Raw genomic sequence first — 12,310 nt, 5'->3', positions numbered from 1 at the left:
GCCTTTATCCTTTGGGTGCGCGCGGCTTGCCGCCGCGTGACTGTTTATGGTTGCGCGACTTTTGCGGTCGTGCGGGCCGGAATGTGCTTTTGCCGTCACCCTCGGTGCGGGGCCGACGGTTGGCCTGCATGTTCCCGGGCAGGGGCTTGACCTGTATCGGGGCCGCTTCCGGTGCACTGACCTCGATGGCCTGCCAGTCACCGGGCGCAAGATCATCCAGCGTCCAGTCACCAATCGCATAGCGGATCAGACGCAGGGTCGGAAACCCGACAGCCGCCGTCATGCGGCGGACCTGCCGGTTGCGGCCTTCGGTAATGCTAAGTTCGATCCAGCTTGTCGGCACCGATTTGCGAAACCGCACGGGCGGATCACGCGGCCAAAGATTTTCGGGCTCCCCCATCAGGCGCGCACGCGCCGGGCGGGTCATGCCGTCTTTCAACTCGACCCCGTTACGAAGCGCGGCAAGGGCTTCCTCGGTCGGCTCGCCCTCGACCTGAACCCAATAGGTTTTCGGTTTTTTGAATTTCGGATGGGCGATCTGGGCATTCAATGGCCCGTTATCGGTCAGCAGCAGCAACCCTTCGCTATCGCGATCCAGCCGCCCGGCGGCATAGACACCGGGCAGATCGATATAATCAGCCAACGTCGCCCGACCGTTTTCACGGTCGGTAAACTGGGTCAAAACGCCATACGGCTTGTTAAAAAGGATCAGCTGCGCCATGCGCCGCATAGAACCATTTTTGCCAGACAAGTCAACCGGGCAAGTCGACCAGTCTAGCCGAACGTGATCAATCCTCGATCAGATATTCCATGGTGGTAACAACGCGCACGGTTTTGTTGATCTGCTGGCTTTCCGTGCTGTTTGGCGCACCATCGGCCGGAAGGATTTGGAACAATCCCTGCGTTGCGCGGCGAATACCGCCCAGACGGCCACCGGAATCGGTTGCAAACTGCTGTGCCGCATCGCGGGCATTGGCGGTTGCAGCCGCAATCATTTCCGGTTTGATGTCGTTAAGCTTGGTGAACATGAAACTCGGGCCCGGGTTATAACCCTGCCCGCCCAGAACAATCCCGCCCTGAAGCAGCTTGCCGATATCCTGCGTTGCCCCCACGACGGCATCGACATTGTCGGTCCGGACCTGAATGGTCTGACTGACGATATAACGGCTTTCAATCGGACCGGAACGATAGGATTGCGCAAGCTGATCGGTAACCTGAAGGCTTTGCAATTCGGTCATGTCCTTGGTGATGCCATGCGTTTCAAGAAACGCCAGAAGTGCTGTCGTATCGCTTTCGATCTTGGCCTGCGCGTTTTGCAAAACATCATCGGTCGCAACGTAGGTAATCGGCCACACGGCGCGATCCGCCACGACATCGCGTTCTGCCAATCCCTTGACGGTCACGAACCGGTCAAGCGACCGCATGTCCGACAGCCCCTTGCCAACCAGCCAGCCGGCACCGGCAATACCGGCACTGACCACGATTGCGGCAACGAATTTTGCAAATCCCGAAGAAGAAGACATGCCCGTGTTTCCTTGATTATTGTTGTTCCGCTGGACGCATAAATTTTGCTTCAAAGACCTTATCAGACGGAACAAAATCGACAAAATCAGGGCAGTCATTTTGCAGGTTTTCGAAATCAGACACCGGACATTTGAATGCATTCAAATTGGGTCGCAATCCGTATCCGAACATGCTAAAAGCCAGCAACGCCTGCGCTTCGCGCGGCCAACCATTCAAACATGCAAAAGCTTTACGAGGTCGTCCATGCGCCGTTCCGATATCAATGCTCATATCACGCATGCCAAGGAACTGTTCGAGTCCATTTCCTTCAAGCTGCCCTTCTGGGGTCATTATTCCCCGGCGCAGTGGGATGCCGAGCCTGATCTTGCGAAATGGTGCCACGCCCATCAGATGGGCTGGGACGTAACCGATTACGGCGAAGGTGATTTTGCCCGTCGCGGCCTGATCCTGTTCTGCCTGCGCAATGGCATCCTGCGCCAGCCGGGCGAAGTCCCCTATGCCGAAAAAATCATGATTGTCGGCGAAAATCAGGAATGCCCGTGGCATTACCACAAGGTCAAAATGGAAGACATCATTGTACGCGGCGGCGGCAATCTGGTGATTGAACTGACCAACCTGACCGAAGACGGCAAAATGGACATGGTCAATGACGTGCATGTCCGCACCGATGGCAAACTCAACATCCTTCCGGCCGGTGGCAAGGTTATTCTCGAACCCGGTCAAAGCGTCACCCTGCCGCGCACGCTTGTGCATCGCTTCTATGGCGAAGAAGGCAAAGGCCCGGTGATCGTTGGCGAAGTATCGCAGGTCAATGATGACCTTGCCGACAACTACTTCTTTGACTGCGACGCCCGGTTCAGCGAAATCGAAAATGATGTCGCGCCGATCCATCCGCTGTGGAATGAACTGGCCGGTTAAGGTCACAAATCAACGGATATGCAAACCCCCGGCAGTGCGACTGCCGGGGGTTTTTCTTTTGTCAGCCGCGTTCGAACCGTTGCAGGCCGACCGTACCGGACCAGGGATCGGACGCCTCCTCCACAGTCAGCCTGAAGCCGAAATCCTCATAAAGCTTACGGGCAGCATCCAGTCCGGCAAAGGTCGTCAACCAGACCCTGTCATACCGGTTCTCACTTAAAAAAGTGTCGGCCTGTTTCATAAGCTCACGGCCCAGCCCCCGGCCCCGCATGGCGTCAGAGGTGATGAACCACCGCAAATGCGACCCCGATGTCGCAAGATCAATACCGTCAAGCGCGATGGCACCGGCAAGATTACCCGTGCTGTCATATGCCGCGACAAAGAAATCACGTGTTGCATCAAACCGGGGAAAAAACGCGCCCATATCACGGGCAAGGCCAGCTTCGAACTGCAACCCGAAATTCCAGTGCGGCGTATAATATTGCATGTGCAGATCAATGATCTGGCCGATCACACCCGGTCGATAACCGTCAAAAACGATGTCACCTTTCACGGCCCCCTCCATCCCGACCGGCGGCAACGGCAAGGCATGCGATCTCGTGCGCGGCATCGCTGTCCAGCACTTCGTGCATCACCAGCCGCTTCCAGACCAGTGCAACAATCATCTCATTCACAACCACCGCCGAAACAGCTCCCTGCCCGGTGTTGACAGCTATGAATGCGCTCACCAGATCGACCACGATTGGTGCACGGCCGATCACAAGTCCGGTGCGAAGCGCATTCCGGATCGGTTCATTCTGCGCGGCTTCACCAATCAGGCCTGACAGAATCCGACCAGCCGGTGTCGTCTCGTAAAAACGGAAAAGCTGTTCAAGAAGTGCCGTCAAACCGGCTTCAAGCGATGCTTCGTGACGATGGAACGCTTTTGCCAAAACATCGCGGTCGACCAGATCGTCATAGACCTCGACAAACAGATCAGCCTTGGATGGCCACCAGCGATAGATGGTCTGTTTGCCGCTGCCCGCTTCGGCGGCAACCGCATCGATGCTGGTCGAATGGTAACCTTGCGCAACAACAAGTCTGCCCGCTGCATCAAGGATCGCCCGATGTTTTGTCACTGAACGCCGCATGGTGCCCCTTCCCGCTGATGAGCACCAACCTTGAACGAGACGAGACGTCTCGTCAATTTTAAAATCGCAGGCAGGCAGCCCCAAGGGGCAGCCTCAGGGGAAAGCGACAAGGGATAGTCCCAGAGCACAGCTCCGGGAGATGATGGATGATGGAAAGCTTCCTACTCCGCCGGAGGAGATTGCTCGGGATTCCCAAGGATTTCGGTGAATTCCGGCAGATCGCGAAGCGGCTCGAACTCGACCTCGGTCCAGGCCGGTTGGCGCATGGCATCGGACAGCGCCACCGCACGCTGCAGATCGGCAAGGGCGGCTTCCTTGTATCCAAGCCCCGCATTGGCACATGCCCGCTGATAATAGCCATTGGCATTATCCGGTGCCTCGGCCAGAAGCCGGTTGCACAGGCTAAGCGCCCAGTCGCGATCACCAAGCTGAAGGGCGGCATCGGCCTTATAGGCCATGACTTCCGGGTCACCCGGCGACAGTTCAAGGATCTTGTCGTAAATCTCGATCTTGGAACGCGGATTGGTCACCTTGTTGGCCTGCAGCCAGAAGGCATGAATGGTCTGGGTGCGTTCGATTTCTTCCTGATGATCGTTGATCACCATGCTTTTCTGACGCAGTTCTTCTTCAAGCGCGCTCAGACGTGTTTCAAATTCCTCCGACAGGCGACGCAATTCCGTATCGGCAAGGTTGCGCACACTTGATTTAAGCTCGCGCAACGACTGCCAGCCCAGCATGGTCAGAAGCGCACCGACCGCGGCCACGAAATAGAAGAAATAGGTCACCGTGTTCGAGGAATAGGAAATCGCCTTGTCGATGGCCTCAAGCTGGCGATTGACGACCTCGCGCAGCAATTCGGCACGCATTCCCTGCATTTCGGTCCGCAATGCCTTCAACTCGTCCAGCACATAGCGTTCCATCAGCGGCGGCATATTGGTGCGCTCACCCGCTTCAAGCGGACGGAAATCAACAGGCGGCAGGGTCTCGCCAGACGAGGTTTCAGATGTGGCAGGGGCCGCCCCCATGCCTTCCTGTGCCGGAACCGGCGACGTGGCAAACACCACCATCGTCATGAGGATACCGGCGACAATCCGTTCAAACCTTAACGTCATTTCCTGCTGCTTCCCTGTCTCTTTTTTAATGGATCGGTTTTGTCCATGCGCCGTTGTAACCCGGCCACGACCATGATCCAAATCAACGTTATGCTTGGACTGTAACGGTATATTGCCCTTGCCAAAACATACATTTTTTGGAAAATCGCGCAGGTATCGATGATTGAATACGACACCGACCCGGATCGGGCACAGCAATTGTCAAACGCAGCCCTTGCCATGATGGCAGAACTGGGTGTTGCCGCGCATCCGAACAATTATACGATCTTTTTCAATTACCTGTCCGGTGAAGAGCCCGATCTTAAACAGACGATCAATATCCTGCGCAGCAATCATCGCGAATTCGATGAATTGCAATGCCGCGATCTTTTCACCCGTTTTTTTGACACCGTACGGGAACGTGAAATCGTCTCCCGCATTACCGATGATTTGCGCAATCAGCTGACGTCGGTTCTCGAAACCGTCCGCAATGCCGGGATTGATACCCGCGCCTATGGCGAGGCCCTTGATCATTTCTGCGAATATATCGGGGACAAGGATTTCACCAATCTGGAACAGGCGCTGAAAACGCTTCTGGGCGCGACCCGCGAGATCGAAGGCGTAAACCGCATTCTCGAAACCCGGCTGGATAATACATCGACCGAAATTTCCAAACTGCGCCGCGACCTCGAAGACATGAAGCGCGAGGCCATGACAGATTGTCTGACCGGCATCGCCAACCGCAAGGCGTTTGATCTGCAACTGCGCGATTGCGCCATGCAGTCGATGGAAACCGGTAAACCGCTTAGCCTGCTTCTGATCGATATCGACTATTTCAAGACATTCAACGATACCCACGGCCATCAGGCCGGTGATCAGGTCATTCGACTGATGGCCCAGACCCTTCAGCAGAACGTCAAGGGCCGGGACACCGCCGCGCGCTATGGTGGCGAGGAATTTGCCGTCATCCTGCCGATGACCGGGCTTGGCTGCGCGCGCCAGCTGGCCGAACATATCCGCCACAATGTCGAAACCCGCACCATTATCAGCCGCACCCGCCATCAGGAACTGGGCAAGGTCACGGTATCAATCGGCGTCAGCACGTTTGAATTTGGCGAACCGCTTGCCCGTTTCATCGAACGGGCCGATCAGGCACTTTATCTGGCCAAGGCCAAGGGCCGTAACCGGGTCGCGACCGAACGCCAGATCACCGACGGGAACAAGGTAATCCGGACACTGGATATCACCGCGCCCGAACCCAAAAAGCAGCGTTGCGCCTGACGGGCACTGACAGGGTGTCAATTTCCCCGTATAAGGCAGGTCGTTTGTTTCGATAGATTGGCCTGCGACGTGAAGAAGATTGATGTCCTTGTGATTGGTGCCGGTGCCGCCGGCCTTATGTGTGCAATCGAAGCCGGAAAACGCGGCCGTTCGGTTGTAATTGTCGATCATTCGGCAAAACCGGCCGAAAAAATCCGGATTTCCGGGGGCGGCCGTTGCAACTTCACCAATCTGCATGCCAGCCCGGAAAACTTCATTTCGCAAAACAAGCGTTTCTGTGTTTCGGCGCTTAAACGCTATACGCAGTTTGACTTCATCGATCTGGTCAATCGTTATGACATTGCCTGGCACGAAAAGACGCTGGGTCAGCTCTTCTGCGATGAATCCTCGTTCCAGATCATCGACATGCTGCTCGATGAATGTGATGCCGCCAATGTCGAGCTGCGCCTGAACACCGAAATCAGCAACATCATCCGCCGCGATGATGCCGGGTTCGATGTCACCACGCGCACTGGCGCGCAATGGACCTGCCAGTCGCTTGTCGTCGCCTGTGGTGGTCTGTCCATTCCCAAAATCGGCGCAACCGGCTTTGGCTATCAGATTGCCCGTCAGTTTGGCATCGATATCGTTCCGACCCGTGCCGCCCTCGTGCCCCTAACCTTCGATCCGGATATGCGGGCCGATATGGGTCAGCTTTCCGGCATTTCGGTCGACGCAATCGTCCAGTGTAACAAGAAACAGTTCCGCGAAGGATTGCTGTTTACCCACCGCGGGCTAAGCGGCCCGTCCATCCTGCAGATTTCGTCCTATTGGGACGAAGGTGACGCCATCACGGTCAACCTGAACCCCGAAGAAGACGCCTTTGATCTTCTGAAATCGGCCAAGGCCGAAAGCCCGAAACAGGCCGTGCACAATGTGCTGTCGCGCATTCTGCCAAACCGTCTGGCCCAGATGATCACCGCCCGCCACGGGCTGGATCGCCCGATCGGCGAAACCGGGGACAAGGCGCTTCGTCTGCTTGCAACCGATGTCAATCAATGGTCGGTCATGCCGCAAGGATCAGAAGGATACCGCACCGCCGAGGTCACATTGGGCGGGGTCGATACCAACGCCCTGTCATCAAAAACCATGGAATGTCGCGATGTCCCCGGTCTTTATTTCATCGGCGAAGTCGTCGATGTTACCGGTCATCTTGGCGGCTTCAATTTCCAGTGGGCTTGGTCATCGGGATGGTCGGCTGGACAAGTCGTCTAGGTAATTTCCCCATTTGGTCGTAAAATAGTCCGCGGGAACAACTTCCCTTGCCAATCGTTTGATTTTCAAGAACAGCCGACAGCCTTCCTGTCTGCTGACACAGAAAAATGAGGTTGGGTTATGGAATATGGTGGAATTCTCGGACTGATCATTCTGATTGCCGATATCTGGGCCATCATCAATGTCATGGGCAGCGGTGCAAGCACCGGCTCGAAAATCATCTGGACGATCCTGATTCTCGTCCTGCCGGTTATTGGCCTGATCATATGGTTCTTTGCCGGACCGCGCAGTGGCCGGGTTTAAAAACGTATCCTGATATTTGAATTTTTACGGGCCGACATTTTGTGTCGGCCCGTTTTTTGTCATATGCCGACAACAAAAATCGCAAGCAATCCAACCGCAACAAGCCCTGCGCGAACCGCAATATGTCGCGGCGAGATAATGCCATATGAAATTGCCGTCAGACCAATCGCAACCTTAAGCGCCGCCGCAATCGCCCAAAGTGGATTGGCCGCAAGATCAATCAGTGACCCGTTCGCGATCATCGCAAGTGGTACGATATAAAGCCCAATCCCCAGCGCCATGGCCGTTCCGGCAACCTTAAGCCAGTTCTCCTCGACCATGCCCGCGGCGATGAACACCGCCCCGCAAACCGGCGGGGTAATCGTCGACAGCAGGGCAAACCAGAACACAAAAAGATGCGCCTGCAACGGATCAAGCCCAAGCTCGGTCAGGGCAGGCCCCGCCACCGAAACGCAGATCACATAAGCCGCCGTGGTCGGCACTTCCATGCCAAGGATCAGACACGCAATCGCCGTCAGAAGCAAAGCTGGCCAAAGCATCCCGCCGGACCCCGACAGCAGAAGCGACGTGATCTTCACGCCAAGCCCGGTCAGGCCCAGAACACCGATCACAATCGATGCACACAAAATGATCGCGGCAATCATCGATACCTGCCGCCCGGCACTCAGGCACACCTCGGTAAATCTTTCGCCCGTTCGGGCCAGGCTGAATTTCAGATTGCCATCCAAAAACAGCAACGCCGCACCGGCAATCATTGCAAGGCAGGCGGCATATTGCGGTGTGTAACCGCCCCCGAACATGCCCCAAAGCAGGATCGCAAACGGCACAAGGAAGAAGGCGGAGGTCACAATCACCACCCGCGTATCAGGCCGGTCTTTTTCCGGCACGCCCGGAAGATCATAGCGCAGCGCAAAGGCATTGATCCCGACCCAGACCGCCAGAAAATAAAGGATCGCCGGCAAAATGGCGGCCACCATGATCTCGACATAGGGCCGCCCGGTCAGCTCGACCATGACAAACGCCCCTGCCCCCATCAATGGCGGCATGATCTGCCCGCCGGACGATGCCACCGCCTCGACCGCGGCGGCCAGTCTTTTGGGATAGCCAAGCTTGGTCATGGCCGGAAGCGTGATCGCCCCGGTGGACGCCACATTGGCCGATGCGGACCCGGAAATGGAGCCGAACAAGGCTGATGAAATGACTGAAACCTTTGCCGCACCACCGCGCAGCCGCCCGGCGGCCGCACCGGCAACATTCATGAAACCCTGCCCGGCTTCGCCGCCATTCAGGATCGCGCCAAAAATCACAAAGATCGCAACGATGCTGACCGAAACCCCGGTCAGGCTGCCCCAAAGGCCGCCCTCGGCAATGGTTAGCGTGCCCAGCATGCTTTCAATCGGAAGCCCGCCATGGCCAAATTCACCGGGGATATATTCACCAAAGAAACCATAAAGCAGCGCAATCGCCGCCACACTCGGCAACGGCCATCCAATCGCCCGACGTGCCATTTCAAGAACGATACCCAGCAGGGCAAATGATATCGCGATCTGCAAATTCCCGACCAGGAACCCGTATTGATCGCCCAGCATGCTGTGATTGAACGCCACCCACAAACACGCCCCAAGCCCGATCACGGTCAGGATCAACCCGCTGATTTTCTGCCACGGCGTTTTGGCAACAAACACCAACGCCCAGGGCAGCGCCAAAGCCATATGCAACGGCCGACTGACCAGATTGGGGACAAGCCCCAAAAAAATCAGCCAAAGATGAAAAAAGATGGATACCGCGCCAAGCGCAATCCAGAAAGGGCGGGAAACAGCAGACATCGTAATCCTGATACGTCCGATAAAGAACGGCCCGGCTGTGGCGGCCGGGCCTGTCATCACATTATTTCAATGCGGCGATCAATTCTGATCGTCGCGCACCGGGAAACCGGCTTCGGCGTAATAACGAAGTGCGCCGGGGTGGATTTTACCCTTGATATTGGCAAGCATCTCCTGGGTCACACCTTTCCACCATGACGCGTTCGAGCTCATGGCGGATTTCTGGCCCCAGTAAGTTTTGGTCAGCTGATAGGCGGTTTCGTCATCCATCTGGGTCGTGGCATAGGCAACAACCGACAGCGAAGAGGTGCGGATATCATCTTTCTGCCCGTTATAGGTCCCGGCCGGGATCACCGTCAGATCGCGCTTGGTCATCGCAAGCTGCTCATCTGAAAGCGACAGGATATTCACATCCGTGCCTGCCGCGGCCTCGATCACGTTCGGCGCGGGCCAGGAACCGGCCGTGACAAAACCGTCAATCTGCCCGTTTTTAAGCGCGGCCACGGCGTTCGAAAGTTCCGCTTCGGACAATTTGACCTTGTCAGTCAAGCCAAACAGCTCAAGGTACTTTTCACCCTCGGTCGCCCCGAACGATCCTTTGCCCAGAAGGATGGTCTTGCCTTCAAGCCCGGCAAAGTCGGTCACACCGGCATCAGCACGCATCACGAAATGCATGGTCAGTGATGGAATCGGGAACAGGGCCCGGACCTCGTTGAATTTTTCGGTCGGACGTCCTTCAAAGGCACCCTTGCCAGCCTGTGCAAGGCCAACAAGTGCCGGCGGGCTTGTAAAAACGTAATTGCCCGGGCGAACCGATGCTTCCATCACGTTCTGAACCGATCCCTGGCTTTCCTCGACCGTGACGATGATCTCGCCGTCCGTACCGGTCTTGATTGCTTCGGCAAACTGGGCGGCCATCTGATAATAGGACGACGCGGCCTTGGCCGATTTGAACGTAACGCGGGTTTCTGCCTGGGCGGCACTTACCGCCGACAGGGCAACAATACCGGTCGCGATTGCGCCGATTGTACGAAGAATGTTCAAGGTTTCCTCCCCTTGCAGAACCCGGGCACCGGTCGGTTTGCAAATACCGAACTTGGGTACGGATCGGGCCAATAGTGGCGATCAACGCAAAAACCCGCCCCGAAGCGGGCCGATTTTGGCAAATTGTATCCAATTGCAAGTCATAGAGCGCATCAAAGGGGCGAAGGTCAAGCCGGTTATTCATCAAAGGCAACCTTCACCGGTGCAAGTTTACCCCATTTTCACATGGCAGTTGCGCAAAACCGGTACTGTTCGCGGCAGGGCTCCGGCTTTAATGCAATCCGTGAAATTCTGCGGAACATCATATGTGCCGTAACGTTCGATCCATCACACACCCGACAGGATCGACAAGACCTTTCAGATCAGCGCCTTGTAAAGATTGACAGGGTTCCCGACCATCGCGCAGGGTAACACCTGCAAGCGCCATTACCACCAGAGGATCCGATGCCGCGTTCGCCGGTCGCACTGATCATCGCATTGTCTGCGACATTGTTTGCAGCCTTCACGCTCAATACCGGGGCCTCGCTGCAATCCTCGTTGCTGGCTTTGCGCGCCTCGTCCGAGGGCTTTGCACCGATCTATACCGGTATCATCATGGCATCCTATTATGCCGGGTTTATCGGCGGGATCATCTGGGGGGCCGGGCTTGTCAACCGTGTGGGGCATATCCGGACCTTTGCCGCACTGGCATCGACCGGATCGGCGATTACGCTTTTGCATGCCGTGTTTGTTGATCCCATCACATGGTCGCTGTTCCGCGCCATGACGGGCCTTTGCATTTCGGCCCTGTATCTGGTGATCGAAAGCTGGCTGAACGAACAGGTCGACAACACATCGCGCGGCGGCATGATCGCGTCCTACATGACCGTATCTCTCGCGGGTCTTGCCATCGGGCAGTTGTTGCTGAACGTGTCACCGATTGGCAGCTTCGAACTGTTCACGGTGGCATCGGTCCTGCTGTCGCTTTCTCTGGTGCCGATTGCCCTGACCCGGCAACCCCCGCCCGCCGCAGTCAGTGGCGCGCGCATGAAATTCCGCGAATTATACGCCATTTCGCCGCTGGGTTTTGTCGCCGCAGCCGGCAGTGGCGTTCTTTCCGGTGCGATCTACGGTGTCGGTCCGATCTTTGCGTCCAATCTTGGTCTTGCAACCAATGACGTCGCGAACTTCATGGCCTTTGTCATTCTGGGCGGCATGATCATGCAGTGGCCGATTGGCCGTCTGTCGGACATGGTTCCCCGCCAGTATGTCATGATCGCCGTGCTGATCGGGCTTGCAATCTGCGGATTGTTCCCGCTGGTCGCGCCCGAACTTGTCCGCGGGAATCTGACTGTCTGGGGTGCTATCATCGGCATCTTCATCATGCCGGTTTATGGCCTGTCGGTCGCCTATGTGAATGACTATCTGCAACCCGATCAGATCGTTTCGGCATCCGGTGGCCTTTTGATCATTTATGGCGGGTCTGCTGCAACCGGGCCAATCATTGGATCGCTTGCCATCGGGCATTTTGGTCCCTGGGGCATGCCGGTTCTGTTTGCGATTGTCGGCATACTGGTCGCAAGCTTTGCCATCTATCGTGCCGGTTTCGGTCGCCGCATCTCGATCGAGGAACAGGGCCAGTTTGTTGCGGTACCGCGCACCACGCCCATGGCACTTGAACTTTCCCCGATCACCGATGACATCGTCGAGGAAGAAGACGGAAGCGGTTCACACGCCGCAGACAGGGGCGAGGATGTCGCCCCTCGCAGCACAGAAGAAACAGCTGCGGAAACGGCACCGGAAGCCGATCAGAATACCGGCAGACAGTAAACCCGCGGCTTTGCCGCAAAGTCGCCCGCACAGGTATTGTTTCGCAACTTTCGGTATCGTTTCCACAATACGGAAAACATCCCACGAAATTGAAACCGGCTGTGGACCCTGCCCGCATACAGCCCATATGTTG

General features: G+C 56.5%; 13 protein-coding genes. 5 read left to right on the top strand and 8 right to left on the bottom strand.

Going from position 1 to position 12,310, the window contains the following annotated elements:
• Nucleotides 1–4: 4 nt before the first annotated feature.
• From AUP42_RS19015 to AUP42_RS19005, 3 genes are read right to left on the bottom strand one after another with little or no spacing between them, the layout of a single operon-like run.
• Nucleotides 5–730 (bottom strand): rRNA large subunit pseudouridine synthase E, encoded by a 726-nt coding sequence (locus AUP42_RS19015; RefSeq protein ID WP_197467376.1) that lies wholly within the window; start codon nucleotides 728–730, stop codon nucleotides 5–7.
• A gap of 58 nt (nucleotides 731–788) precedes the next feature.
• Nucleotides 789–1,523: an SIMPL domain-containing protein gene (locus AUP42_RS19010; protein ID WP_062953182.1), complete on the bottom strand. Its 735-nt coding sequence runs from the start codon at nucleotides 1,521–1,523 to the stop codon at nucleotides 789–791.
• A gap of 16 nt (nucleotides 1,524–1,539) precedes the next feature.
• The gene (locus AUP42_RS19005; protein ID WP_156484659.1) at nucleotides 1,540–1,794 is read right to left on the bottom strand and encodes a hypothetical protein; all 255 of its coding nucleotides are present in this window, start codon (nucleotides 1,792–1,794) and stop codon (nucleotides 1,540–1,542) included.
• On the opposite strand from AUP42_RS19005, the gene AUP42_RS19000 reads away from it, so the two are divergent.
• Complete coding sequence (locus AUP42_RS19000; protein WP_062953180.1) at nucleotides 1,768–2,442, top strand: D-lyxose/D-mannose family sugar isomerase; 675 nt, start codon at nucleotides 1,768–1,770, stop codon at nucleotides 2,440–2,442. The two genes, AUP42_RS19005 and AUP42_RS19000, sit on opposite strands and share 27 nt — an antisense overlap.
• A 61-nt stretch (nucleotides 2,443–2,503) precedes the next feature.
• On the opposite strand, the gene AUP42_RS18995 is transcribed toward AUP42_RS19000, so the two are convergent.
• The 3 genes from AUP42_RS18995 to AUP42_RS18985 all read right to left on the bottom strand — a co-directional run bounded on the left by AUP42_RS18995 (nucleotide 2,504) and on the right by AUP42_RS18985 (nucleotide 4,684).
• Nucleotides 2,504–2,995 (bottom strand): GNAT family N-acetyltransferase, encoded by a 492-nt coding sequence (locus tag AUP42_RS18995; protein ID WP_197468317.1) that lies wholly within the window; start codon nucleotides 2,993–2,995, stop codon nucleotides 2,504–2,506.
• Nucleotides 2,985–3,572 carry a TetR/AcrR family transcriptional regulator gene (locus AUP42_RS18990; protein ID WP_062953178.1) on the bottom strand — a complete coding sequence of 196 codons (588 nt, stop codon included), beginning with the start codon at nucleotides 3,570–3,572 and terminating at the stop codon, nucleotides 2,985–2,987. Before AUP42_RS18990 ends, AUP42_RS18995 begins: the two co-directional genes overlap by 11 nt.
• Nucleotides 3,573–3,733: 161 nt before the next feature.
• The gene (locus tag AUP42_RS18985; protein ID WP_062953177.1) at nucleotides 3,734–4,684 is read right to left on the bottom strand and encodes a tetratricopeptide repeat protein; all 951 of its coding nucleotides are present in this window, start codon (nucleotides 4,682–4,684) and stop codon (nucleotides 3,734–3,736) included.
• Between the two features lie 159 nt (nucleotides 4,685–4,843).
• Here AUP42_RS18985 and AUP42_RS18980 point away from each other — a divergent pair, with 159 nt between their 5' ends.
• The 3 genes from AUP42_RS18980 (at nucleotide 4,844) to AUP42_RS18970 (ending at nucleotide 7,501) form a co-directional block, all read left to right on the top strand.
• Complete coding sequence (locus tag AUP42_RS18980; RefSeq protein ID WP_062953176.1) at nucleotides 4,844–5,944, top strand: GGDEF domain-containing protein; 1,101 nt, start codon at nucleotides 4,844–4,846, stop codon at nucleotides 5,942–5,944.
• A 69-nt stretch (nucleotides 5,945–6,013) separates the two neighbouring features.
• Entirely contained in the window at nucleotides 6,014–7,198 is a 1,185-nt protein-coding gene (locus tag AUP42_RS18975) for an NAD(P)/FAD-dependent oxidoreductase (RefSeq protein ID WP_062953236.1), read from the top strand.
• 120 nt (nucleotides 7,199–7,318) lie between these two features.
• A complete protein-coding gene (locus AUP42_RS18970) occupies nucleotides 7,319–7,501 on the top strand; it encodes a PLD nuclease N-terminal domain-containing protein (protein ID WP_062953175.1) in 183 nt (60 codons plus the stop codon).
• Nucleotides 7,502–7,560: 59 nt separating this feature from the next.
• On the opposite strand, the gene AUP42_RS18965 is transcribed toward AUP42_RS18970, so the two are convergent.
• Together AUP42_RS18965 and AUP42_RS18960 are read right to left on the bottom strand one after the other, a co-directional pair.
• The gene (locus AUP42_RS18965) at nucleotides 7,561–9,384 is read right to left on the bottom strand and encodes a TRAP transporter permease (RefSeq protein ID WP_231858352.1); all 1,824 of its coding nucleotides are present in this window, start codon (nucleotides 9,382–9,384) and stop codon (nucleotides 7,561–7,563) included.
• Nucleotides 9,385–9,405: 21 nt separating this feature from the next.
• Complete coding sequence (locus AUP42_RS18960; RefSeq protein WP_062953235.1) at nucleotides 9,406–10,368, bottom strand: TAXI family TRAP transporter solute-binding subunit; 963 nt, start codon at nucleotides 10,366–10,368, stop codon at nucleotides 9,406–9,408.
• Nucleotides 10,369–10,812: 444 nt separating this feature from the next.
• Between AUP42_RS18960 and AUP42_RS18955 the strand changes: the two genes are divergently transcribed.
• Entirely contained in the window at nucleotides 10,813–12,177 is a 1,365-nt protein-coding gene (locus tag AUP42_RS18955; RefSeq protein WP_062953173.1) for an MFS transporter, read from the top strand.
• The last annotated feature ends 133 nt before the right edge of the window (nucleotides 12,178–12,310 follow it).

Origin of the sequence: Thalassospira lucentensis, from assembly GCF_001613805.1 — a bacterium.
Lineage (GTDB): Bacteria > Pseudomonadota > Alphaproteobacteria > Rhodospirillales > Thalassospiraceae > Thalassospira > Thalassospira lucentensis_A.
Note: the sequence above shows the minus strand (reverse complement) of the source record. Positions and strands in the feature narration are given on the sequence as shown.